Source organism: Haladaptatus sp. R4 (genome assembly GCF_001625445.1).
Classification (GTDB): domain Archaea; phylum Halobacteriota; class Halobacteria; order Halobacteriales; family Haladaptataceae; genus Haladaptatus.
On the sequence record NZ_LWHG01000032.1, the window covers coordinates 94,077 to 118,013 of the forward strand.

The 23,937-nt window shown below is 61.7% G+C and carries 24 protein-coding genes and 4 pseudogenes; 14 read left to right on the forward strand and 14 right to left on the reverse strand.

The features are described from left to right. Nucleotides 1-127: 127 nt before the first annotated feature. The 5 genes from A4G99_RS22250 to A4G99_RS27990 all read right to left on the reverse strand — a co-directional run bounded on the left by A4G99_RS22250 (nt 128) and on the right by A4G99_RS27990 (nt 3,005). Nucleotides 128-799: a lamin tail domain-containing protein gene (locus tag A4G99_RS22250; RefSeq protein WP_223302166.1), complete on the reverse strand. Its 672-nt coding sequence runs from the start codon at nt 797-799 to the stop codon at nt 128-130. Then, nucleotides 691-1,116, reverse strand: coding sequence for a thermonuclease family protein (locus A4G99_RS27975; protein ID WP_223302135.1), 426 nt, complete (start codon nt 1,114-1,116; stop codon nt 691-693). The genes A4G99_RS22250 and A4G99_RS27975 overlap by 109 nt, the downstream gene beginning before the upstream one ends. Nucleotides 1,117-1,177: 61 nt before the next feature. Continuing rightward, nucleotides 1,178-1,663: a DUF5694 domain-containing protein gene (locus tag A4G99_RS27980; RefSeq protein ID WP_255359168.1), complete on the reverse strand. Its 486-nt coding sequence runs from the start codon at nt 1,661-1,663 to the stop codon at nt 1,178-1,180. Then, a complete protein-coding gene (locus A4G99_RS27985) occupies nt 1,612-2,028 on the reverse strand; it encodes a hypothetical protein (protein ID WP_223302137.1) in 417 nt (138 codons plus the stop codon). Before A4G99_RS27985 ends, A4G99_RS27980 begins: the two co-directional genes overlap by 52 nt. A gap of 434 nt (nt 2,029-2,462) precedes the next feature. Continuing rightward, the gene (locus tag A4G99_RS27990; RefSeq protein ID WP_223302138.1) at nt 2,463-3,005 is read right to left on the reverse strand and encodes a helix-turn-helix domain-containing protein; all 543 of its coding nucleotides are present in this window, start codon (nt 3,003-3,005) and stop codon (nt 2,463-2,465) included. A gap of 132 nt (nt 3,006-3,137) precedes the next feature. Between A4G99_RS27990 and A4G99_RS22265 the strand changes: the two genes are divergently transcribed. The 3 genes from A4G99_RS22265 to A4G99_RS25445 all read left to right on the forward strand — a co-directional run bounded on the left by A4G99_RS22265 (nt 3,138) and on the right by A4G99_RS25445 (nt 4,363). After that, a complete protein-coding gene (locus A4G99_RS22265) occupies nt 3,138-3,566 on the forward strand; it encodes a hypothetical protein (protein WP_150123204.1) in 429 nt (142 codons plus the stop codon). Nucleotides 3,567-3,684: 118 nt separating this feature from the next. Further along, nucleotides 3,685-4,161, forward strand: a complete 477-nt coding sequence (locus tag A4G99_RS22270) for an SHOCT domain-containing protein (RefSeq protein ID WP_066148424.1) — start codon at nt 3,685-3,687, stop codon at nt 4,159-4,161. Between the two features lie 73 nt (nt 4,162-4,234). After that, nucleotides 4,235-4,363: a DUF4177 domain-containing protein gene (locus tag A4G99_RS25445; RefSeq protein ID WP_150123205.1), complete on the forward strand. Its 129-nt coding sequence runs from the start codon at nt 4,235-4,237 to the stop codon at nt 4,361-4,363. A 100-nt stretch (nt 4,364-4,463) separates the two neighbouring features. On the opposite strand, the pseudogene A4G99_RS22275 reads toward A4G99_RS25445, so the two are convergent. Beyond that, nucleotides 4,464-6,193 (reverse strand): annotated as a pseudogene (locus A4G99_RS22275) (DNA mismatch repair protein). A gap of 81 nt (nt 6,194-6,274) precedes the next feature. Between A4G99_RS22275 and A4G99_RS27995 the strand changes: the two are divergent. Beyond that, nucleotides 6,275-6,424 (forward strand): hypothetical protein, encoded by a 150-nt coding sequence (locus A4G99_RS27995; RefSeq protein WP_223302139.1) that lies wholly within the window; start codon nt 6,275-6,277, stop codon nt 6,422-6,424. A gap of 4 nt (nt 6,425-6,428) precedes the next feature. Here the strand turns inward: A4G99_RS27995 and A4G99_RS29060 are convergent, their stop codons facing one another. Then, a complete protein-coding gene (locus A4G99_RS29060) occupies nt 6,429-6,554 on the reverse strand; it encodes a hypothetical protein (RefSeq protein WP_255359169.1) in 126 nt (41 codons plus the stop codon). 5 nt (nt 6,555-6,559) lie between these two features. Between A4G99_RS29060 and A4G99_RS22280 the strand changes: the two are divergent. The 3 genes and pseudogenes from A4G99_RS22280 to A4G99_RS30050 all read left to right on the forward strand — a co-directional run. After that, a pseudogene (locus tag A4G99_RS22280) lies at nt 6,560-8,796 on the forward strand (PAS domain S-box protein); the annotation flags it as partial. A 60-nt stretch (nt 8,797-8,856) separates the two neighbouring features. Beyond that, nucleotides 8,857-9,051 (forward strand): helix-turn-helix domain-containing protein, encoded by a 195-nt coding sequence (locus A4G99_RS28005; RefSeq protein WP_223302167.1) that lies wholly within the window; start codon nt 8,857-8,859, stop codon nt 9,049-9,051. 53 nt (nt 9,052-9,104) lie between these two features. Next, a pseudogene (locus A4G99_RS30050) lies at nt 9,105-10,384 on the forward strand (TIGR00341 family protein). Here the strand turns inward: A4G99_RS30050 and A4G99_RS22290 are convergent. Further along, nucleotides 10,350-11,495, reverse strand: a complete 1,146-nt coding sequence (locus A4G99_RS22290) for a hypothetical protein (RefSeq protein WP_066148428.1) — start codon at nt 11,493-11,495, stop codon at nt 10,350-10,352. The pseudogene A4G99_RS30050 and the gene A4G99_RS22290 sit on opposite strands and share 35 nt — an antisense overlap. 169 nt (nt 11,496-11,664) lie before the next feature. On the opposite strand from A4G99_RS22290, the gene A4G99_RS22295 reads away from it, so the two are divergent. The 4 genes from A4G99_RS22295 (at nt 11,665) to A4G99_RS22310 (ending at nt 15,732) form a co-directional block, all read left to right on the forward strand. Continuing rightward, nucleotides 11,665-12,864, forward strand: coding sequence for an ABC transporter substrate-binding protein (locus tag A4G99_RS22295; protein ID WP_066148510.1), 1,200 nt, complete (start codon nt 11,665-11,667; stop codon nt 12,862-12,864). A gap of 342 nt (nt 12,865-13,206) precedes the next feature. Further along, nucleotides 13,207-14,304 carry an iron ABC transporter permease gene (locus tag A4G99_RS22300; RefSeq protein ID WP_066148429.1) on the forward strand — a complete coding sequence of 366 codons (1,098 nt, stop codon included), beginning with the start codon at nt 13,207-13,209 and terminating at the stop codon, nt 14,302-14,304. 75 nt (nt 14,305-14,379) lie between these two features. Then, the gene (locus A4G99_RS22305; protein ID WP_150123206.1) at nt 14,380-15,243 is read left to right on the forward strand and encodes an ABC transporter ATP-binding protein; all 864 of its coding nucleotides are present in this window, start codon (nt 14,380-14,382) and stop codon (nt 15,241-15,243) included. A 129-nt stretch (nt 15,244-15,372) separates the two neighbouring features. Next, nucleotides 15,373-15,732 (forward strand): hypothetical protein, encoded by a 360-nt coding sequence (locus A4G99_RS22310; RefSeq protein WP_066148432.1) that lies wholly within the window; start codon nt 15,373-15,375, stop codon nt 15,730-15,732. 94 nt (nt 15,733-15,826) lie between these two features. On the opposite strand, the gene A4G99_RS28020 is transcribed toward A4G99_RS22310, so the two are convergent. The 5 genes and pseudogenes from A4G99_RS28020 to A4G99_RS30055 all read right to left on the reverse strand — a co-directional run bounded on the left by A4G99_RS28020 (nt 15,827) and on the right by A4G99_RS30055 (nt 20,747). Continuing rightward, nucleotides 15,827-16,039: a hypothetical protein gene (locus tag A4G99_RS28020; RefSeq protein ID WP_223302169.1), complete on the reverse strand. Its 213-nt coding sequence runs from the start codon at nt 16,037-16,039 to the stop codon at nt 15,827-15,829. Between the two features lie 232 nt (nt 16,040-16,271). Beyond that, nucleotides 16,272-17,537, reverse strand: coding sequence for a PAS domain-containing methyl-accepting chemotaxis protein (locus tag A4G99_RS22315; protein ID WP_255359171.1), 1,266 nt, complete (start codon nt 17,535-17,537; stop codon nt 16,272-16,274). 212 nt (nt 17,538-17,749) lie between these two features. Further along, entirely contained in the window at nt 17,750-18,859 is a 1,110-nt protein-coding gene (locus tag A4G99_RS22320; RefSeq protein ID WP_223302142.1) for a Xaa-Pro peptidase family protein, read from the reverse strand. Between the two features lie 156 nt (nt 18,860-19,015). Beyond that, nucleotides 19,016-19,378 (reverse strand): P-II family nitrogen regulator, encoded by a 363-nt coding sequence (locus A4G99_RS22325; protein WP_082837997.1) that lies wholly within the window; start codon nt 19,376-19,378, stop codon nt 19,016-19,018. Beyond that, a pseudogene (locus tag A4G99_RS30055) lies at nt 19,375-20,747 on the reverse strand (ammonium transporter). The gene A4G99_RS22325 and the pseudogene A4G99_RS30055 overlap by 4 nt, the downstream one beginning before the upstream one ends. A gap of 589 nt (nt 20,748-21,336) precedes the next feature. On the opposite strand from A4G99_RS30055, the gene A4G99_RS29075 reads away from it, so the two are divergent. From A4G99_RS29075 to A4G99_RS22340, 3 genes are all read left to right on the forward strand, one after another. Next, complete coding sequence (locus tag A4G99_RS29075) at nt 21,337-21,684, forward strand: hypothetical protein (RefSeq protein WP_255359174.1); 348 nt, start codon at nt 21,337-21,339, stop codon at nt 21,682-21,684. Further along, nucleotides 21,617-22,135 (forward strand): NAD(+) synthase, encoded by a 519-nt coding sequence (gene nadE / locus A4G99_RS29080; protein WP_255359186.1) that lies wholly within the window; start codon nt 21,617-21,619, stop codon nt 22,133-22,135. Before A4G99_RS29075 ends, nadE begins: the two co-directional genes overlap by 68 nt. A 112-nt stretch (nt 22,136-22,247) precedes the next feature. Continuing rightward, nucleotides 22,248-23,564, forward strand: a complete 1,317-nt coding sequence (locus A4G99_RS22340; protein ID WP_066148433.1) for an AI-2E family transporter — start codon at nt 22,248-22,250, stop codon at nt 23,562-23,564. A 75-nt stretch (nt 23,565-23,639) separates the two neighbouring features. Here A4G99_RS22340 and A4G99_RS22345 read toward each other — a convergent pair whose 3' ends face one another. Beyond that, nucleotides 23,640-23,918, reverse strand: a complete 279-nt coding sequence (locus A4G99_RS22345; protein WP_066148435.1) for a hypothetical protein — start codon at nt 23,916-23,918, stop codon at nt 23,640-23,642. Nucleotides 23,919-23,937 lie beyond the last annotated feature (19 nt).

The window sequence follows — 23,937 nt, forward strand, 5'->3', positions numbered from 1 at the left end:
ATGTGCTTTCTCCCCCCGACCGTTTCCGTACCGCACCCGATTGTGGAGCGGCGAACCTGCTACGCTACCGGAGGTAGTATCCCTGTTGGTCAGTGATACCAAAGTACACGGTGCCGTCGACATCGCGCTATTCCTCGGTTGGATACTCCTTTCGCACAACGACGCCGCCGCTCGAATTCCGAACGACGACCGTATCGCCGCCGTTGTTCCAGACGGCGCTTCCCTCACCCCAGTACAGGTCCGACGCGGAATCGCTTCCGCTGCCGGTGTGGAGCGTGACCGTCGAACCGGCGGCCAGCGTCGTCCCGGTCGGCACTTCGTAGCTGTGCCCCGCCGCGTCCGAAACCGACCAACCGGAGATGTCGAGCGGTTCGTTCCCCGTATTCTTCAGGACGACGTACTCCTCGTTCGGATTCTCGTTGTCGTTTCCGGGGGCGTCCGCACGAATTTCGCTGATGGCGAGGGGGCTGGTCGTGCTCCCTCCAGTCGTCGAGGTGGCGGTTGTCGTCGTCTGCCCGCCGTCACTCCCTCCGCTCGCACACTCCCAGAGTCCGAGACCGGTCTTTTGTGCGGCCGATTCGGCGGCGTAAAACCGCTGGCGCTTGGTGAATTCGCTGTCGTACACCCGCGCGTAGCCCTGCTTGACCAGTTGGTAGTTGAATAGGGTGCCGTCCCCCTCGCGAATGTAGATCAGCAGTCGTCCGTAGTAGCCGCGCGGCCCTCGTTCTCGTCCAGCGTGATGGTCACCCGCGTGCCAGCGAGTTCGGTGTCGGCGAACTCGCTGGCCTTGTGGCCCCAGTCGCGCAGGCAACTCGAACCGGCGGCGTCGTCCGGAATACCCTCGAACTCCGTCGGGTCGTTTTCGGTGTGGACCTCGGGCGTATCCACGCCGAGCAATCGTCCCGTGTCCGTCGTTCCGTTCTCGTACTGGAACTTCACCGTGTCGCCGTCAACGATTCGAGTGATGGTCACCGTCCAACTGTGGGCGGACTCCGGGTTCGACCGTCCGGTCGTCGTGGACTGCTGTACGGAGGTACACCCGGCGGTCAGCACGCTCGTCCCGAGAAGGAGGAGAACGGCGAAGACGGCGAATCGGGAGGAAACGGTGAGAGACACGACGATATCGAGACGGGGTCGGGGGATAAAACTAGGTGAGAGAGGCGAGTGAGTTCGCGGGTCACTGGCTCGTCGGCAGATACGAAAGCGGACTGACGGGGCAGAACATCGGCGCTTCGGTGAGGAGGTGGCGGAGAACGCGGACGTGTCCGGAACCGACGAGGAGGAGGAGTTTGTCGTCGTCCGGGGACATGACTCGCCAGAGGTGGTGGATCATCCGGATGTTGCGGTCGTACCAGTAGGCGAGGACGGTCGGGCTACCGAATCCCTCACCAGTAGCTCGAACCCCTTTGTCGAACATGGTGTCGTGGTTGTATCGGTTCTCCTCTTTTCTATTGATCCAGCCGAAGTATTCCGGAATCGTGGATGACGAGAGACGTTCGTCGCTCTCGCGCTGTCGGTCCTCGCTGCCCGTAAGTTCGACGTCGGTCTTTCGTCCCGAATCGATCCCGCGGTCCTCGAACGGGTCCGCCTCGGGTTCCGGCGGGTGTTCGTCTATCGCGGCAACTCGTTCGTGGTCGAGTCGAGCCGCGAGTCGAAATGCCACCTGCACGACTTCGCTTCGGCATTCGGTCGCCGGTTCGTCGCGACGGGATGGAGTGCCGGAAACGTCTCTTCGTGGTCGTACGCGCGTTCGCCCGACCAATACTCCCGATACCGGTCGTTGAGCACGTCGTTTCGGTCGTACGGTCGCTCGACGGTGATCAGGTCGGGGGTCCACTCCGCGATGCGAGTCACCAACTCGCGCAGTTCGGCTTGTCGGTGGGAGGCGAGCACGTCGTCGGCATCGACGTTCACCTCGTCCAATCCGGGGTTGTCCATGTGGTAGGTGCCGAGCAACATGACTTGCACTTGTTCGGGCGTCGGTTCCGGCCATCCGTTCGGCGTCCGTCTTTCGCTGGGAGAAGCCATACGCTCGAAAGGAACGAAACTGGAATAAATGTTTGCAGAGCATCATTTCTATAGGCTGAATTGCAGAACGCCAGTTCTATTGGAAATGTATCAACTTCTGCGCTGTTGGACGACGTCCAACTCGCGGTCGAAGACGAACGTTCGGGTTTCGCCGTCCAGCGTCATCGGAACGGCGATGCGAAGCGGATCGGTCGATTCGACCGTCGCGTTGTCCGTCGCCCGCCACGGCAGTTCCCACGGCGGCGTTTCGCGCAGGTCGATGCCGTGTTCGTAATGAAAGGCGGCGACGAGCGGGTGAGTGAGAACGACCAACTGAACCGCGCTGTTGTAGCTGTAACCACAGCGTTCGCAGTCGTAGAACAGCATCCCGACCAATCCGCTCCCTTCGAGCCAATCGGGTGCCTCGGGGTCGTCGGAGAGGTACAGCGTCGATTCTAGCTTGCCATGGCAGTTCGTGCAGATACCGAGGTCCGTCGCGTCGCCGTCATGCGAAGCCAGCGGGCGACGACGGTCGGTGCGTCCGTCGCGTCGAATCCCTCCATGACGCCCGCGGGTATTTCCGGGTCGGTAAACGCCCACTCGCAGTCGGTACAGTCGATGGTTATCCCGTGGTCACGGAAGACCGCCTCCAATCGTCCTCCGCAGTGGATGCACGCCCCATCGACGGGGACCGAACCGGCACCGAATTCGGCCGTGAGCCAACCGGAGAGAACCGCACCGACGATTCGCTCTCCCGGCGACGCGATGGCGTATCCGTCGTCCGTTTCGCGGACGAACTGCCCCGTGAGTTTTCCGAGGTGGTAGTTGAATCCGCCGGGGTCGTCAGCACCGACGCGGGAGCGCAGTTCGGAGAACTGAAGCGACCCGTCGGCGTCGTTCAATACGCGAAGGATCCGAAACCGGGTTTCGTTGCCGAGCAACCCGAAGGCCTCGTCCGGGGAGCGTCGGGTGACGATGGGGTCATCGTCTCGTGTCATACGTATTCGTCGAAAAACGGGACCATATGCGATGTGGTTCGCGCCCCCTCCAATACTCAACATCCAAAGTTCGGAATTCGAATCGCGATTTCTCACGGAACATTTATTATCACTGGGGAATTGTTATTAGTAATGAATAAATCGGATTCGTCAGGAGTGCTGTACGGAATCGTGGGGATCGTTGGAGCATTCCTCCTGTATTGGGGTGTCGTGAGTATCATGACGACGTCGTACGTCCCGTCCGTTACGTTCCCGTTGCTCGACCGGACGCTCACGGCAGTGGGTCAATACGTCTGGATTCCCGCGATCGGCGTCCTCCTGCTCACGGTGAGCGTGTCGCCACTCGTGTCAGTCGGTGCTCGAAGGAGTCGAATTGGGCGAGTAACGATCGGTGGCTTTGGAGTCGTTCTGCTGGGTCTCGGCGGTGCGATCACGGCACTCACCATCTCCCCGACCTGGGGATTCCTCCAGTTCTCGCCCGTCGTTCTAACCGGCGTGCTGCTGGTGGCCATCGCTTTCGGGCTTCAGGACCGAGTGTCGAAACGCGTCCACCCGGCGTAATTTCCTCGACGGTCCTTCGACTCGAACGGACTCGGAGTGCTCCCGTCGCGGTGGTCGCGAAAGAGTAACGGATCGGAGAAGAAGGACGTTTTATACCTCGGCGAAGAAACGAACTGGTATGAGCGGGACCCCGATCGAGCGATTTCAGGAGAACGCGACCGAAATCGCGTCGATCCTCGTTACGGGGATTTGGCTCCTCGCCTTGCTCACCGGCCAAGGATGGTGGCTGTGGGCACTATTGGGCGGTTACATCGTCGTTATTCCGATAGTCGAGTTGCTGTTCGGTGACGAAGACGAGGAGGAAGCGGCCGATGAACCGTCCTCGCGGAAACAGCGACGGCAGGAGCACAGGGAGAGAAGAAGGAACCGACGACGAGACCGGTGGGAAGACGACCCACAGGAAAACGACGATGGCACACGCGGAGCGGCGAACAACCGCGACGCCCTCGAAACGCTCAAGGACCGCTACGCACGCGGCGAACTCACCGACGAGCAGTTCGAGCGAAAACTGGAGAAACTCATGGAGAACGACACCGTGGAGGACGTCGAGGACCGATTCCGAACCGATCGGGAGCGAAACCTCGAACGCGAATGATCGAAACCGACCCGATTTTTACTCGTCTCCCGACGCGCGAAGATTTATAACTGAAACCGGGACAAGGTGCTCTATGGACGAATGGGAGTACAAAATTGTGGAACTGTCGAACGGCGGCCTCTTCGGAGATAGCGAGAAACCGACGGAAGCGGGCCTCAACGAACTCGGCGAACGAGGCTGGGAACTGGGGAGACAGGGGTGAGAACTGACGGCATCGTCGACCGGGTCGAACGGGTCACTTGGCGGACGACCCAAAAGCGAGGCGAATGCGCTGGTAGTAAACGTCCGAATGAGTAACCGCGTCACTCCTCGACCGTCCAAGAATCGAGCGTTTCCTGCACCAGCGCCTCGCCGACTGCTCGGCCGAGAACGTCGTAACCGGCGCGTTCGGCGCGGTCGTCGGCGGACGCGATGAGCCGCGAGACGATGAACTCCGGCGTGGACCTGCCGACCGTGTCAAAGCGGGGTTGGTAGTCCACGAGCAGGTCCAACTCCTCGTCCAACCCTTCGGCGAAGATACCGTCCTTCCGGGCTTGCTCGGGGAGTGGATTCAAGTCGTCCGCGAGGTGGGTGACGAACACGCCGAGCGCGCCCCTGTCGACGGTCAAACTCACGAGACCGTGGAGGAGGTTCGCGGCGCTCCCCGGTTCGGTGATCGCTTCGAACTCGTCCACCAGCATGAGCGTCCGCCCGTCGTCAGTGAGCGGCGGGACGATGCTCCGAAGCGTGGATTCGAGCACGCCAGCGTTGAAACTGGCGTGGCGGCGATGGAAGACGATGGCGTCGGAAATCGACACCTGCGCCCGCGATGCGGGGACGGGAAGGCCCATCTGTGCCAGCAAGCCGACCTGACACAGCGTTTCGAGCAGGGTCGTCTTCCCACCGCTGTTCGCGCCGGTCAGGACGGTCACGCGGTCACCTTTCGGCGGTCCCGCGACGGCGTGGTCGCCGATGCCGTAGGTGATGGGCTGGACGTCGCCGCTCCCCGTGGCGAGAAAGAGGTTCCGTGCGCCCTCGACGGCGAACCCGGAGTCCACGAACTCCGGACGCGTGAGGTCGAACGCGGCGGCGAAGCGGGCGAGCGACAGCGAGACCGCGAGGTCGCTCACGGCCGAAACGGCGGCGTCGATGGCATCACGGGCGGTTTCGATGTCGGATTCGAGTCGCTCGACCACAGAGGATTCGCGTTCCTCGGCCGCGGCACGGCTTTCGGCGACGAGTTCGCGGAGCGACCCGCCGACGAAGTCAGTGGCGTCGGTCGCCTCGCCCACCGTCGCGTCGCGGATTCGCTCCCCGGTTCGATGTCGGTCTCACGGGCGACGTACTCGACGTAGCTCTCGCGGAACTCGTCGGGGTTTCGAACGTCACCTGACTGGACGGCTTCGAGCACGTCGAGGTACCCGCTTTCGAGTCGTTCGGCCGCTGCGAGCGTCTCCCGGAGGCGGTCGAGTTCCTCGTCGGCACCCTCCGCAACCGATCCGTCGTCGAGTTTTCCGAGGGCACCCTCCGCGACTTCGAGGTCGTCCGGGTCGATTTCCGCGACGGTGGCGAACGCGCCGTCATCGACGCCGGTTCGTTGGAGCGCCCGCGCCGTCTCGACGGCGGTTCGCTCGCTGCCGTCGTAGGCGTCGAACGAATCGAGGACGGTTTCCCGCGTCTCGTCGTCCAGTTCATCCCACGATTCCACGGCCGCCATCACGGAGTCGAGTCGTTCCTCCGCCTTCTCCCGGGATCGAACCGGGGTGAAGACGCGAATTCGGTCGCCCGCGTCGGGCGTCACGGCGTAGTCGCTGGCGAGGTCGAGCAGTGACTTGTACACCGAACGAGCATCCCGCGTGGCGAGAACGTTCATCCCCTCGCCCCCGTTGGCCTGCCGGAGGATACGTGTCGCCCGTCCTCGGGGAAGCCCCGCTTTCGTCAGTGCGCGAACGTCGCTCGATTCGATGGCGTGAATCGCCCGTTCGACGCCGAGTTCCGATGCGAGCAACTCGCTCGTCTTCGGCCCGACGCCCCAGTAATCCTCCAGCCTCATACCTGTTGGCTGACACGGACGGGTATTAATCATTCCCGTTTGACCGAAAGGTAGAGATAGCTCCGCGGTATTAATATTCCTATGTCCCTCCATGAATCATACCCGGACACGCCACAAATCGTCTACGTTGGGCAGAGCGGACGAGTTGGACTACAGGGTGCCACGGAGCGGCGAACGAGTGCCACGAAGGTACTCGACCGACTCGATATCGACCGACTGCGTGGTCTGTGAGCATTCACCGGCGGAATACGATGCGGTGGCCGTGTTGGAGGAGGTACGCGAACGCGACACGGAGTTGCCGTTCTTCATCGTCACCGACCGACGACGGGACGATCACGAGGGCGCTTTCGGCGGGAGTCACCGACTGTGTCAATCCCGCCCGTCCCGAGTTACTCACACACACAAGTCGAGCGCGCAATCGACGACTACCGAACCGCACAGGAGTTGGAACAGGCAACGGCGATACTCGGTGGGTTGGCGGACGCCGTCGTAGCGATAGACGAGGAGGGACGTATCCGCTACGCCAACGACGCCCTCGAACGCGTTCTCGGGTACGACCCGACCGAAATGCTCGGGGGACAGTTGACGACGGTGATCCCGTCGGTCCTCCGGTCGACACATCGGGAATCGTTCGACCGATACGTCGAAACCGGGGAGCGACGACTCGACTGGGAGCACGTCGAAACGACTGCACGACACCGTGATGGCCACGAAGTTCCGGTACTGCTCTCGTTTCACAACGGCATGTGCGGCGGCGAGGAACTGATAACGGGCATCATCCGCGACGTATCGGAGCGCAAGGAGGTGGAGACGGAACTCGAAGCGTCACGGGAACGCTATCGGCGGTTGGTCGCCGCGAGTCCGGAGGCGGTCCTCGTCGCCGATGCCGAGACGGGTATCATCGTGGACGCCAATGGAGCGGCGGAGAAGTTGCTCGGTCGCCCTCGGAACGAGATTTGTGGGATGCACCAGTCGGAAATCCATCCGGTGGGGCGACGAGAGAAGTATCGGCAGATATTCGAGAACCACGCGGAGAGGGGAGGCATAATACGGAACGTGGATCACCTTTCGGTCGTTCGACCCGACGGCGAGAAAGTGCCGGTCGAAATCAGCGCGAACGTTTCGGAAGTCGGCGGTCGACGGCTCGTCAACGCCATTTTCAAGGACATCTCGGAGCGGAAGGCCCGCGAACGGACGCTCGAATATCTGCGCTCCGCGACGCGTCGGCTCATGACGGCGGAGACGAAGACGGACATCTGTGAGATTGCGGTGAAAGCCGCCGGGGATAAACTCGACCTCCCCCTCTCGATGCTCCTCCTCACGAACGAGGGAGGTGATACGCTCGTTCCTGCTGCGATGACGGAGACGACCGAGACGCTACTGGACGAGGTTCCACGTTTCGAGGGGAACGATGATCCGGTGTGGTCGGCGTTCGAATCGGGTGAAGCGATCACGTTCGACGGATCGGACGACGATCTCGGGGTATGCGAAGAAGGAATGGAAGTCGAACAGGAGATCGTGATTCCGTTGGGGGCCCACGGTGTCTTCCTGCTCGGTTCCCCTTCCGCGGGACGGTTCGACGAATACGTCCGTGACTTCGCCGAGATATTGGCGACGAACGTCCGGTCGGCGCTCGACCGGGCGGAGCGCGAGGAAACGTTGGCGGCGCAGCGAGCCGAACTGGTCGAACTGAACCGGATCAACGAGGTCATCCGGGACGTGGATCGAACGCTGGTGCAGGCCACGAGCAGGGAGGAAATCGAGGAGACGGTCGTGGGGCGGTTGGCGTCGGCCGGACCGTACGAGTTCGCGTGGATCGGTGAGTACGAGATGGGAGTCGAAACCGTCAGAGCAGTGGCGAACGCGGGGGATGATACTTACTACGAATCGGCCGACAAGAAGGCGGGACAACGGAACTGTCCGGTCGCCAAAGCGCTGCGGTCCGGGCAGACGGTGGTGGTCGAGGACGTACCGACCGATCCAGCGTTCGAATCGTGGGTGACGGAAGCGCTCGACGGCGATCAGCAATCGTTGGCGGCGCTACCGATTCGGTACGACGAAACCCAATACGGCGTCCTCGTCGTTCACGCCGACCGGGAAGGGGCGTTCGATTGCCGCGAGCAGTCGGTGCTCGTCGAACTCGGCGAAACGATCGGGATGGCTATCGCCGCGATGGAGAGCCGAAAGGCGCTCGTCTCCGACTGCGTGGTGGAAGTCGAGATGGAAGCGCCGGAGGCCGACCACTATCTCATCGATATTCCGCAGAAACTCGGGTGTACGTTCGTCTTGCAGGGAACGACGATTTCGCCGACCGGCGAAATCCTCTGTTTCGTCACGGCTTCAGGTGCGCCGCCGGAGGTCATCCGCGAGCGAACCGAGCAGTACGACGGGGTAACGGACACGCGAGTCGTCCACGAGCGCGAAGACGAGTGCATATTCGAAGTCAGCTACGACGGCCGTCGTTCGTCAAGGCGCTCGTGGACAGGGGGGCGACGCTCGGACACGTCGAAGCGGGGCCGGAGAAGGCCAGAGGAACCATCGAACTACCGAGGGACGCGGACATCAGGGGGATGGTCGAAGCGGTACAACGCATCGCGCCGACCGCTCGGGTCGTCGCCCAGCGGGAGCGGGAAAAACCCGAACCGACGGCGACGGAGTTCAGGATGCAACTCGCAGAGTCGCTGACCGACAGGCAACGGACGGCACTGGAGACGGCGTACCTCGCCGGGTTCTTCGAGTGGCCGCGAAACAGCACCGGCGAGGAAGTCGCGGAACTACTCGACGTTTCGGCACCGACGTTTCATCAGCACCTTCGACACGCCCAGTCGAAGTTGTTGAAGACGTTTTTCGACCGATAGGCGAGACGGTACCGGCCGGAGGGACTTTCATCCCCGCCTCGGTTTGTCCCGTCATGCGTCTCATTCAAGTGCTCGTTCCGGACGATTGCCGGAGCGACGTTCTCGCCGTGCTGGACGACGAGGACATCGATTACGTGCTCACACGGGAGGACGGAGATGACGACGATTCCGCGGTCGTTCAATTTCCAGTGCCGACGCAAGCGGTGGACGCCGTTCTCACGAGCCTTCGAGACGCAGGTCTGGACGAGAACGGTTACACCGTCGTCGGCAGTTTGGAGACGGCCCGAACCCCGAACATTCAGGAGTTAGAGGAACGATTCGTACGGGGGCGAGACGAGGACGACAGCATCGCGACCGAGGAGATACGGACGAAGGCGCTCGGAATGAATCCGAGTCCGCTGACGTACTACGCGATGACCGTGCTGTCGGCGATCGTCGCGACCGCCGGGTTGTTGCTCAACTCACCCGCGCTGGTCGTCGGATCGATGGTCATCGCCCCGCAGATGGGGTCCGCGATGACGACGAGCGGTCGGACTCGTCCTGAACGACCGCAACATGATACGCGACGGGTTGTCGTCGCAGGTGCTCGGACTCGCCGTGGCCATCGTCAGCGCGACGATTCGGGTGGTCGCTCAAGTCCGCGCAGTTCATCCCACCGGCCCTCAACGTGGCGACGGTGAACCAGATAAGCCAGCGCACCTCGCCGGGATTCCTCTCGCTCGCCGTCGGTCTCTGTGCTGGCGCGGCGGGGGCGTTGGGAGTCGCAACCGCACTGCCGGTCTCGCTCGTCGGCGTCATGATCGCGGCGGCGCTCATTCCCGCCGCCGCCGCCGTCGGCGTCGGATTGGCGTGGGGACCGCCGGTGTTGGCGTTCGGTGCGTTCGTCCTGCTGGTGGTGAACGTCGTCTCCATCAATGCCGCGTCCGGCAGCGTCCTCTGGGCGCTCGGCTACCGCCCGGAAAACGAAGGGAGTATTCGGGATGCCGCACCGAGAATCGTCGCGGCCGCTATTTTGCTCGTCTCGTTCGTCGGCGCGGGAGCGCTGATGACCCAACAGGTCCACACCGAAAACACGGCGAACAGGGAGGTACAGAAGATACTGGAATCGAAGCACTACGAGCAACTCGAACTCGTGGAGGTGAACGTCGAGTTCGACGACATGGGCCTCGTCGACGACAAACAGCACGTGACGGTGCTCGTGACCAAGCCGTCCGGAAAGCGGTATCCCGGGCTGGCGAAGAAGCTCGCCGGGAAGATATCCGCCAAACTCGACGGGAGGACGATAGTCGAACTGCAGTTCACCGAGAGCCAACAGTCGGTGGCGAGAACGTGACGCCGTGGTCGGCCGTGATCCGGTAGGCGGCCGTCCCCCAGATGTAATCCTCGACGGGCCACCACGTCCGGGCGTTGTTGAGACTCGCGACGAGAACGCCATCGTCCGGCCGCTGGAGGTCGGGATGGAAACTGACGCTCCCGCTGTCGCCATCGGTAAACGAGGACCGTGACCCCCATTTCAGTTGTCCGTGTTTGCAGACGGTTCCGTACGCGCAGGTCATCCCGTCCACGGTTTGAATCCGACCCGACGAGTAACCGGAGACGGCGGCGACCTTCTGCAGTTTCGACCGACGTGCTTTGAGGTGGGCGAGTCCCGCGCGCGTGAACTGCCCCATGACCGCGGATGGGGAAACGCCGTGGATGGCGCTCGTCGGAAGCGCGTCGTTCACCGGGTCGATACGAACGAAGTCGTCCAATGCGTAGCCGCGTCCCACTTTGCCGACCTTTCGCCATCCGGTGCGTCCCTTGACGTAGAACGGTTCGCCGCGGTGTTGTTCGTCGTCGTCCCCGTAGAGATGGTTCGAAGTCGCGAAAAACGGCGCTCCGTCGTCGTACATCGCCGGACAGAGCGTTGCGGCGGCGTGCTTGCTCCCGCACTCGACGCTTCCGGGCACGCGGTCGTCGTCGAACGAAGCGTCGTACGTCCGGCTTTTTTCGGTCGTATCGGCCGCTTCGACGTGATTCACTTCGACGGCGACGTCGCCGATTCGTTCGGGGACGGACCCCGTCGCCTCGTCGTAGGTCACGTCCACGGCGAGGGCGGCGTTTCGTCCGCCGAACTCGCCCGGAACGACGGCGCTACCGACGATTCCGTGACGAGAAAGCAAGTCGTGGCGCTCGTGTGCGTCGAACGCGGCGCGGAGGTCCGCGAACCAATCAGCCGGAACCGTCGTCGTCAGCGGTTCGGAATCGGACCCCCGACCGTACACGAGCGGCACTTCGTCGCGTCCGGCCGCCCGCACGTCGTCGGGCGTGAGCAGGGCGGCCATCGAGCCGAACCCTGCACCCGCGAGTGTCGTGACGAACCGTCGCCGCCCCATCGTCCCCAGTCGTCTCCGTGGCAGCGAGCGCGTTGCTGGTCGCTGTCCGATGTCGTCGTGGTTCCCCATCGTGTCGTTTCCCCGTTCCCGAACTCGGGTACGACGGGGGAGTACTTGAAGCTGAACCGTCAGGTTCCCCGTTCGAGCGGATGAATTATCGGTACGACGACAGTGCAGTTTTAGGGGTGCCAAAAAATGAGAACATTTACGTACCTTTAGGCGAGCCTAAAACATGGGCATGGTAGCAGACGACCCTAAGACCACGAGCCGTCGACGGTATCTGTTCGGTTGTGGCGTCGCCGGAGCGACGATCATGGCTGGCTGTCTCGGCGGCGACGAGAGTTCAGGAGCAGGAACGGACACGACGAACACTAGCGAGACGACGGGCTCGAAATCGGACGGAACGAGCACGGAGACGACCGAGACGGAAACGTCGGAGTCGGGTCCGTACTCGGTATCGATGGAACCGGTCGGGTCGGTGAAGTTCGATTCCGTCCCGAAGAGTTGGGTCGCCAACAACGGCAGTTGGGCGGACATGGGCATCGCGCTCGGCCTCGAACCGCCGAAAGCAGTCTGGTTGACGAGTCGGTACCACACGCAGTACTACGACGAAATTCCCGGCGTCTCGATGGACAAGAGCGGGATGAAGAACCTGTACCAGGACGGCGTCAACAAGGAACTGTTCTACCAACTGGACGGCGACGTACACGTCATCGACCCGAACTTCCTGATGAACCGGTTCAAAGGATGGTCCCAGTCGGACGTCGACGAAGTCGAAAAGAACATCGGGCCGTTCTTCGGCAACAGCATCTTCTCGACCGGATACAAGTGGCACAAAGACTACACATACTACAGTCTCTACGAGGCGTTCGAAAAACTCGCCAAGGTGTTCAAGCGCACCGACCGGTACGAGGCGTTCAAGTCCCTACACGCCGACTTCCAGTCGAACCTCGAATCGGTCGTCCCGTCGAAGAAGTCGAAACGGCCGTCGGTCGCTATCATGTGGGCGAACGGGAACAAGCCCGAGTCGTTCTCGCCGTACCTCATCTCGGAGGGGACGAGCTTCAAACAGTGGCGCGACCTGAAGGTCCAAGACGCGTTCGCCAACACGGACGTCCGTGACTTCCACGCGACGCGCGGAGAGGTGGACTTCGAGACGCTGTTGAAGATCGATCCCGACGTGTTGCTCCTGCGCGGACACGAGAACCAGACGAAAAAGGAGTTCCAGAACACGGTCGTCGAGTTCATGAAGAACCACAAGATCGGCAAACGGCTCACCGCCGTCAAAAACGACGACGTGTACCGTGGCGGCGGGTTGTACCAGGGCCCGATCACGAATCTCGTCCTCACCGAGCGCGCGGCAAAGCAGGTGTACGACGCCTCGGGCGACCTCTACGACAAGAAACGGGTCGCGAGCATCGTGAAAGGTGATATGTAAGCAAAGGGAAAGACGGTCGGCGACGTCCGGAGGTATATCCCAGTTCAGTGCGACGCGGGCACGGTAGGCATCAACCGCTCGCGTCATCCCATATCATTTCGACGAGATCCCCAGTCATCACTTTTCAGTGCGAAATCGTAATCCATCGAATCGAGGATGGAGCCGTGTAACAAACCCGGAGTGGACGGTGAGAGCTCGATAGAGGCGTAATTAGCGCTCTGGGAGAAAAACCAAAGCTCTTATCGGTGTTTAGGCAGACCTAAAAGATGAACAAGAGGTGAAGCGCGAGTCGCTTCGCCGGGTAGTGACAACGATGGAAAAACCGAGTACGGGGCCGGACACATGACAGAGGAAGTCGAGGCGACGATAGGAGAACGAATAGACGGGTCACTGGCGGGGCTCATTCTGGCGAGTATCGGAATCGTGATCGTTTCCGCGCTCGTGCAAGTCAGTTTCGGCGCGTACTCCACGACGCTTTCGCAGGCGTGGCACGCCGTGTTCAACCCGAAAGTCATCGCCGATCCCAAGGTACTCGGGGCGCTCCTGTTCGGGGGCGAGATTCCGGACGGTACGAACTTGAGCAACACCACGACGGTCGTCTGGAGTCTGCGCCTTCCGCGAGTCCTTGTCGGAATCTTCGTCGGCGTGAACCTGGCGGTCTCGGGCGCGATTTTCCAGGCCGTCACGCGCAACGAACTGGCGAGCCCGTACATCCTCGGCGTCAGCAGCGGTGCCGGACTCGCGGTGTTGCTCACGCTCGTCGTGTTCAGCGGCCTCTCGCTGTTCCTCCCCGTGTTCGCGGCGCTCGGCGGTATCGTCGCGTTCATCATCGTCTACACCATCGCGTGGAAGGGCGGGACGAGTCCCGTCCGACTCGTCCTCGCAGGTGTCATCGTCAGCACGGTCTTCTCGTCGCTCCAACGCGGCCTCTTCTTCTTCGCGGACAACATCGGCGTGGTACAACAGGCCCTCGCGTGGACCACGGGGTCGCTCACGGGAACGGGCTGGGAGCAAGTTCGGATCGTTCTCATCCCGACACTGATCGTCATTCCGATTTCGCTGATCGTGTCCCGGCAGTTGAACGTCCTTCTCCTCGGCGAGCGAACCGCGCGGTCGCTCGGCATGTCGGTCGAACGGGTCCGGTTCGGACTCTCGATACTGGCGATCATCGCGGCGAGTTCCGCCATCTCGGTGGCCGGAATCGTTAGCTTCGTCGGCCTCATCGTCCCCCACGTCGTCCGGAACATCGTCGGGAGCGATTATCGAAAGCTCATGATCGGGTGCCTGTTCGCCGGACCGGCACTGGTCGTCGCCGCCGACGTGGGGGCGCGACTCGCACTCATGCCGATCCAGATTCCGGTCGGTATCGTCACCGGACTCGTCGGCGGGCCGTACTTCCTCTATCTCATGCGGAAACAGCAGAACATGGGTGAACTCTGATGACACACGAAGACACCACTGCCACCAACGAAGGGACGACCGGAACGGAACCGGACGCCTGCCGGAGGAATCAGAATGAGTAAACAGCTAGACCAAACGATAAACGAGGGAACGGACGAATCGGAGAACGAACGAACCGAAGAGCCGACGGACGAGCGCGCGAGCGAACTGTTCGGCGAGGAGTTGGCGATCGGCTATCCGACCTCCGGAATCATCGTGGAATGTAACTCCATCGTCCTCCCGGCGGGGGAGATAACCGCGCTCGTCGGCCCGAACGGGAGCGGAAAGAGCACGCTGCTGAAGGCGCTGTCCCGCGAACTGGAACCCGAAAACGGTATCGTTCGGTTGGACGGAAACGACATCCAGTCGTTCGGGACGAAGGAACTCGCACGGGAACTGGGGCTCCTTTCACAACAGAACAAGTCGCCCGGAAGCCTGACCGTCGAGGAACTCGCATACCACGGTCGATACCCGCACCGCAAGCTCTTCGAGTCGAAGACGGAAGCGGATCACGAGGCCGTCGATACCGCACTCGAACGCGCTGGCGTCACGCATCTCAGGGACGAGGAGATGAACAGCCTCAGCGGCGGACAAAAACAGCTCGCGTGGATCGCAATGGTGCTGGCACAGGACACGGAAGTGCTGCTGTTGGACGAACCGACGACGTACCTCGACCTACGCCATCAGCTGAACGTCCTCGAAATCGTCAAAACGCTCGCCCGCGAGGAGAACCTGACCATCGGCATCGTCCTCCACGACATCTCGCAGGCCGCTCGCTACGCCGACAACCTCGTCGCCCTCCGCGACGGCGAACCCTACGATTGGGGACCACCGGACGAAGTCGTGACGGAGGAACTACTCGCCGAGGTGTTCGGCGTCGAAGCGACGGTCGGTCTCGGACCGGAGGGACCGGTCGTGAACCCGCAACGACCGCTCTGAACGCAGCGTGGGTGAGTTCGGAGGAGTTCAATTGCAGTCCGAGTCGGGTCCATCTCCAATGACCGATTAGCTGGGGTATATTTTTAACAGCGAGAAGATTACTGGTAGATAACAGGACGATACGAGTCCATGAGCGCAGTGAAGTACGCGGACCGACTCACCGACCATCCCTTCGGCCGTCTAGTGATACTCATCGCCGGAATCACCGTCCTCGGCGCGGCACCGCTGTTCTACCCACCGTTCGGAACCGTAGTGTGGTGGTTATTCCCAACCTTGTTCGTTCTCAAGGGCGTTTGGGAACTGTACTTCCGTGGAGCGGACGGTCCATTATCGATGGCCGCCGGTTCCCTGCTCGTTCTCGGCGGTGTCAGCCGTGCGCTGTACCAACTCGTTCCGATGGACGAGTTCACCGGGACGGTAGCGAACGTCATTCCACTATTCGGAATTTTCGCCATGATGTACGTCCAGCATTACCGCGAGAACGAGTAAACCACGTCGCTTTGGAGAGGCGAATCGAGGGAGCGAACGCGCCGGGAAGCCGGGAAACCCAACGGGGCGACGGATCGAGATTGGCGGCAAGTGGTTATCGCCCGAATTCGAAGCCGGAATCGGTAGCCGTCTCGGTCTCCTCGGTGTCCGAATGGCCGTCGCGGAGACGCCGGACGCGGGCCTCCAGTTCGGCGATGGCTTCGGTCTGATCGTCCGTCGCCGCCACGATGTTGTCCGCGGCTTCCTCCGTATCCGAAGCGTGTTCGCGTGCCGACTCCAACGTCGAGGTCAACTCCTCGACCGTCACCGCTTGATTGTTGGTCTCCCGCGAAACCTCCGCGATTCCGTTCGCGGACTCGTCGATGGCGTTCGCGATATCTTCGAGCGCGGTTAGAACGTTCGAAATCTGGCCACTCGCGGTCGTTATCCGTTGGTGGGACTGCTCGGCGGCGACTACCGTCGAGTCGGTCTGGGTCTGGAGTCGTCGATGTTCGTCGCTATCCGTTCGGTGTGCTGGCGGGTTTCGTCCGCGAGCGACTTCACCTCGTCGGCGACGACGGCGAACCCATCGCCGTCGTCGCCGCGCGGGCCGCCTCGATATTGGCGTTCAAGGCGAGGAGGTTGGTCTGTTCGGCCACGTCGGAAATTATCTCGACCACGTCCTCGATGTCGTCCATCCGTTCGCCGAGATCGGTAACGCTATCCACGAGGTCCTCGCCGATGTCGGTGACTTCGTTGGTAGCAGTGCGGGCATCCTCGGAGGCATCGAGACCGTCGTTGGCGGCCTCACGAGCCGTCGAGGCGGCCGAATCAACCTGTTCGGCGGTAGCGGCGACCTCCTCCATGCTCGCCGAGAACGTCTGCATCTCGCCGACGCTCTGGACCAGCAGGTCGTTTTGCTCGCCGACGTTGCGAGCGATATCGTCCGCGGCGGTGACGGATCGTTCGACTGATTCGCCGAGCAAGGCCGCCTGCTGGTCGACGCGAACCACGACGTCCTGAAGATCGTCGGCCATCTCGTTCACCTCGTCGACGACCCCGAGAAGCCGGGAATCGATGGCATCGCTGTCGGTAAAGGAAGCGCGGGCGTCGAGGTTTCCGGCCGTCAGCGCACGGAGCGTCCCCGATACCTCGTCGACCAGCGCCTCGGTCGCTTCCTGCCGTCGGCGCTCATCAGTCAGATCCTGTGCCATCTCGATAGCGCCGATCAGTTCGCCGTTCTCGTAGAGCGGCATCACGGTAATCCGGGCGTAGCGCTCGACGTCACCGCTATGGTCGGCGACGTGGTCCTCCTTGACGTAGAGGTGCCGTGATCGGTCTGCGAGCCGTAGCCCGTAGACCTCGTCGGCCGCCTTCGGTGCGGCGAGCACCTGCTCTATCATCGTCTTCTCGGGAGTGTCGTAGAGGAGCATACCGATATCAGTCCGTTCGAACGCACGCTCAGAAGGGATGCCGGTGAGTACTTCCATTTCGTGATTCCATGCCCTGATCTTCCCCTCGGTACAGATCATGAAGGCGGCTTGAGGAATTCCGTCGAGCAACACTTGCTCATCCACGTGGAACCCCCGGGCGACCGATTCTCCAATTTCTGGGGCGTCCGAGTCCGACGATTTGTCTGGTCCGGGTTCGACCGAATCCGACGGTCTGTCGGGCACGGATTCGTCCGTATCCGACGATTCGCCCGCTTCGTCGGTGCGCGGTGTCGCAGTGACACGTCCTCCGTCGGGACGGGCAGCGTGGTTCTCGGTATCAACCACGTTCCCGCGAAGCCACGAGTAGACCCCCTGCAACCAGGCAATATTCATACTCAATTCAATTATCTAAATATTCATATGTGTTTCCCCTGAGAATCGAGGGGGAAATTTCCACAGACACTGATTTTTGATTTGGTCGTCGATCTGGCCGCTATCGGCTCTGGGTCGTCGAGCAAAAATCGCGGCGATGGGTCGAAGACGGTCAGTTCCAAACTCGTGGTCCGTAACGCTTCGAAAGGATTGCCGGAGCCGAGGTCGGGTCTTCAGAGCGCTTGCCACGTCCGGGGCGAGTCGTTCAGGCGCTCACAGCCGTCCTCGGTGATGACGACCAAGTCCTCGATTCGGACGCCGAACTCGCCGGGGAGGTAGATGCCGGGTTCGACGCTGAACACCATTCCGGGTTCGAGTTCGAGGTCGTTGCCCTCCACAATGTACGGCCCTTCGTGTACGTCCAACCCGACGCCGTGACCCGTGCGATGGATGAACTCGTCGCCGTAGCCGTAGGACTCGATGACCTCACGAGCGGCACGGTCCACGGATTCGGCGGTGACGCCGGATTGGGCGGCTTCGACACCCGCCTGTTCGGCTTCGAGGACGGCCCGGTGTACCTCTTCGTACCTTTCGGGCGGGTCGCCCGCGAACACGACGGTTCGGGTCTGGTCGCCGGGGTAGCCGCCAACGAACGCGCCGAAGTCGAGGACGACGGGGTCGCCGTAGCCGATTTCGCGGTCACCGTAGCCGTGGTGCGGTTTCGCGCCGTTCGGACCGGAACCGACGATGGTGTCGAAGGCGAGTTCGTCGCCCCCCGCGTCGACAGTCGGGCTTCGATCTCGGCGGCCAGTTCGGACTCCGTCATCCCGATGGCGTCCTCGCCGAGTTCCCGGATTTCGACGTGCTCGGTCCGCGACCTCGCCAGCCGTTCGGAGCGCTTCGATTTCCCCCCCGTCCTTGCGCATTCTCAGGTGGTCGAGCACTTCGCTGGCCAGTCCGAACGTCGCGTCGGGGAGGGTACGCCGGAGACCTTGGGTGAACAGCGCCCACATCCGGTCGTCCACGAGGAGGTGGCCGCCGTGGAGGCCGAACTCGTCGGCGACCGATTCCACGAGCGAGAGCGGGTCCTCGCCGTCGCTCCACGTCCGAACGTCGGAAATCCACGACTCGTCGGCTATCTGCTCGCCGTACATGTCGGGGACGACGAAAACGGGGTCGTCGTCCTCCGGGACGAAGAGGAGCAGGTGTCGTTCGCCGGGATGTTCCCGGAAGCCGGAGAGGTAAAACAGGTTCGTGCTCGGGAAAAGGACGAGGGCATCGGCGTCGGCCGCATCCAATCGCTGCTGACACCGGCGGGTTCGTTCCGCGAAAGCGTCCGTCATGTCCCGGATATCGGAACCCGAAGCGTAAAAGTTGGTGCTCCGGGGCAATCCCGAACGGGAAGCTTCCGCTGGAAACGGGAGTGACGACGAAAAACGAATAACGAAGACCGGGACAAGGTTGCCGAATAAATCGCCGAACCGACAGACGCTCCGAACCTACACTGCGTCGATTCCGCGGTTCCCGGTTCTGACCTGACAGGCGTCGAGAACCGGGAGGACGAATATCTTTCCGTCACCGGGTTCGCCGGTGTGAGCCGCTTCGCGGATCGCTTCCACGACGTCCTCGGCGGGCGTGTCCGCGACGACGCACTCGATTTTGACCTTCTGATGGAGGTCGACGACGTACTCCTCGCCGCGCCACTGACTTTTCGTGGCCGGTTGACTGCCGCGTCCCGAGACGTTCGTGACGGTCAGACTGGGCGCACCGGCTTCCACGAGCGCGCGCTTTACGTCCGCCAATCGGTCGGGACGAATGATCGCGACAACCATCTCGATTCCGGAATCGGCCGCGGCGGTCATTTGTGTTCACCCCCGTCCGCGATGGCGTGACCATCCGTCGCTCCCGTCGGCGAGCCACCACCGGTTTCGTCGAACGATTCGACGAACTCGGGGTAGGCCACGATGCCGTGTTCGGAGCTGTCCAGACCGGTGTGTTCGTCCTCCTCGTCCACGCGCAGGCCCACGGTGACTTCCGCGAGCTTGAACACGAGGTAGGAGGTGACGAGCGTCCAGATAGCGATGGTCAAGATGCCGACCGTCTGCATGGTGAACTGTGCGAGCGAGAAGCCGGAAACGGCAAACACCGGAATCAACCACGTACCGATCGCACCCGCGCTTCCGTGGACGCAGAACACGCCACAGACGTCATCGACTTTGAGCGTATCGACGACCCAGCGGTAGACGAGGGGCACCTGCACGCCCGCGATGGCACCGAGGGCGATTCCGCCGAACCACGTGACGTGGGGGACCGCACCCGTGACGGCCACGAGACCGGCGAGCAAGCCGTTCGCCGTGAACAGCGGGTCGGGTTTGCCTTCGAGGAACGTCGTCGCAATCGCCGCGGCGACGGCACCCGCACCCATGCCGAGGGTGGTATTCAACGCGACGCGACCGAGCGCGCACCGGTGAAGACCAGACTACCGCTCGACGCATCGAGGACGGTCGCCTGCGTTCCGACGTTGAAACCGTACCAGCCGAACGCGAGGATGAACGTCCCGAGCATCACGAGCGTCAGCGAGTGGCCGGGGATGGGAACGCTGTTTCCCTCCTTGTCGAACCGTCCGCGGCGAGGTCCGACCATGTACGCGCCCACGAGCCCCGCGATGCCGCCGAGCATGTGAACCACGGTTGCGCCCGCGAAGTCCATGTAACCGACGCCGTCCGCGATACCGTAAATCGATCCGACCGCCTGACCGAGGAACCCGCCGGCAGTCAGCAGACCGGCGTCGGACCACGCGAATCCCTGAATGACGGGGTAGATGACCGCCGTCAGGGCGATGGAGTAGAACAGGTACGCCTTGAACTTCAGGCGTTCCGCGACTGCCCCACTGACGATAGTCGCCGCCGTCATGGCGAACACCGCGCCGAACAGCCAACCGATCCACGAATCCGGGCTGTTGACGTAGGAGAACGCACCGGCCAGTGACAGTCCGCCGGGAGCCAGGAACGTCGCGGCGATGGCCGCGATGCCGGACCCGACGAGGAAGTAGATGAGGACGCCGAGCGACCAGTCCATCAAGTTCTTCATGAGGACGTTCGCGACGTTCTTCGCCCGAACCTGTCCAGCCTCCAGCATGGCGAATCCGGGTTGCATGAAGAAGATGAGGAACGAGACGGTGAGTATCCAGACGTTGTTGACTCCGTCCGCGACAGTGCCGATGTCAACCATCAGCCGTCACACTCCTCGAACCCCGTTGGAGGGGTATCGATAACAAGATTGTTTGCCTTTTCACCCATTTTGACTGCGTTCGTAATCCAAGCCACGGTATAGAGTCGTGATTCATAAGGATATAAAATTGATCGTTTACAAGCGTCCAGTTAATCAATTCTTTGTTGACGAACAGCCACTTTACAATCGAATATATTCCATATAAGGTTGTAAAGCGTACAGAAATAGGATGTATGTAGTGTCTAAATCGGACGAGTGTAAACATTATAAATTGACATGTCCGAGGCCGGGAATTCGAGCCGCGCGCTATCTGTGAACGTACTTCACTGTGCACAATTACATATGTTCACCGTGCACAAACGGCGTGATTAAAGGCCCTATTACAGAATCCGAAAATATGGATTGGCACACGAGAAGTGTTTTATACTACCGTATTGTTTCGTTATTTCGTGAGCAGAAATACAAACGTGGTCAAATACCGCCCGAATTGCCCCCTTTGTTGTTCTAGTCCGTTTGGCAGTGTGAGCCGTCGTCCGTGTGATGTGGGGGGGATGGGAACGTGACGACGTCCTATCTTCCTCCGGCGGAGATGTTGACCGACGAAAAAAACGTCTCGGCGACGTATCAGCAACTCACGCTCTTCATCGAGGAGTACGTCGAACGGTCGGGAGCCGAGGGTGTCGTCGTCGGAATGAGCGGCGGCGTCGATTCGACGTTGGCTGCGTACCTCGCGGTCGAGGCGCTCGGCTCCGACCGCGTGTTCGGACTCCTGCTCCCCTGTAACTTGACCGCCGAAGCGGGGAGTCACGATGCCCTGACCGTGGGAAGCGCTCGACATCGACTACGAGGAGATTCACCTCCAACCGCTCATTCGTGGGTTCGAAGAACTGATAAGCGGCGACGCGGAGCGCGACGATCGGGTGCAAGCGCTCGGTAACGCCATCGCACGCCTCCGGATGACCAGCACGTACTACGCGGCGAACACCCAATCCAGGCTCGTGCTCGGAACCGGCAATCGGTCGGAGCAACTGCTCGGTTACTTCACGAAACACGGAGACGGTGGGTGTGACCTCCTCCCGTTAGCGAACCTCTACAAGACGGAAGTACGCGCGCTCGCCCGGCACGTCGGACTCCCCCGGCGGATCGTCGAAAAGCCCTCGACGGCGGGACTGTGGGCCGAGCAGACCGACAAAGAGGAACTGGGTGCGTCCTACGAGCGAATCGACGCGGTCCTCCACTACGTCGTGGACAGACGCTACCGGGCGGAAACGGTCGCGGAGGAACTCGACATTCCGATAGAGACGGTCTGGGAAGTCGTCAACAGACACCTCGAAACTCACCACAAACGCCGTCTGCCAGCCACACCGGGCAGGGAAGTCACCGAATAACGACCTCCCGTTCCGACGGACTGGTCGAGATTCGAAGGAGGTCAGCGATTTTACCCCGAGCGATATAATCACGGACCACGTAAGGGCTGTATGGGTGGGGACCCGAACGCAGATGGCTGACGATACAGCGCTGCCGATGGAGCGGTCGCGTCTCGCGTGGTGGTTGGTCGGCGTCGTCCTTGCGATCATCGTTCTGTTCGTCTTCTACTCGTTCGAGGGGACGTTCGTACTCGGCCTGTTCATGTACTACGCGACGCGGCCGATATACAACCGTCTCGAACACCGACTCGGTCATCCGGGACTGACCGCGTTCGCGTCGTTGATAGCGGTCGCGCTTCCCGTCGTCGTGCTCATCTCCTACGCTGTCGCCGTGAGCGCGGTCGAAGTGGCGGCGATAGCTGGCGAGTCGTTGAAGGGGTACGAGGGCGTTCTCCGGCCGTATTTCGACCTCTCATCGCTGACGGTCCATCCGCAGCGAATCGTCCATCTCCTCCAGCAGAGCCAGGGAGAGATCATGCGGTTCGGCGGGCCAGAACTGCTCAAAACGGCGGCCGACTTGGCGGCGGCGTTCGGAACCGCGCTCCTCCAGTTGTTCGTCGCGCTCGCGTTCGCCTTCTACCTGCTCCGGGACGACGACAAACTCGTCCGGTGGTTCGTGCGCGACATCGGCGGCGAACGGAGCACGGCGTACAGCTACCTCGCTGCGGTGGACCGAAGCCTGCAAACGGTGTACTTCGGCAACATCCTGAACGCCTTCGTCGTCGGCCTCGCCGCCGCCGTGGTGTACAACCTCGCCAACGTCTTCGCACCGCCGGGACTCGCGGTGCCGCTTCCGACGCTACTCGGCTTGCTCACCGGAATCGCTAGCCTCGTTCCGATCGTCGGGGTGAAGTTGATCTACGTGCCTATCGCGGCCTACCTCCTCGTCAAATCGCTCGACACCGGGATTCGAACCATCTGGTTCCCGGTGGCGTTCGTCGCGCTGTTCATCATCGTCATCGACCTCGTGGCGGAAACGGTCATCCGACCATATATCACGGGACGGGAGTTGCACGTCGGGTTGATGCTGTTCGCGTACATCTTCGGGCCGTTGCTGTTCGGCTGGTACGGGCTGTTTTTCGGGCCGTTGTTGCTCGTCTTGCTGATCCAGTTCAATCGCGTCGTCCTCCCCGATTTGATACAGGGAGAACCGCTCCCGAAACGGCACGCGACGGGTGAACCGGCCGAAAGCGGGGAGCCACGGACCGACGAGAGCGAGAAGGTGAACATGGGGACCGAATGGGAAGAAGCGGGGGAGTTGGGGAAGGACGAAACGGAGTCGGACGGTAAAACGGAATCGAATGGCGAGGAGGAGTCGGACGGCAAAACGGAATCGGGGAACGGGACCGAGGACGACGTGAACCGATCTCCCGGACGAGGGTCACCGTGACGAGGACGACACTACGAGTCCCACGTGAGGGACGAAAGGTGGAGATGGGAAATCTTCGGGAACGAAACCCGATGATCAGTACTGTTCCTTATCGATGTCCTCCAGATGGCGCTGGATTCGGTCGAACTTATCGACCTCGACGAACGCGTACTCGGCGCCGCCGAAGAACGAATCCGGCACCTCGGAATCCGTGAGGAGCAGTTCGGGGTCCGAATCGACGTGATTCACCTTCTGGAACGGGATGACGCGGGCCAGCGGTGGGTCAGCATTAATACAGACGACCGCGTTTTCCTGCACGAGCACCGCGTCGTACTCCTGTGCCTCGTATTCGTCTACCGCGAAGACCGTGGGCATGTGTGAATCGACGCACGGA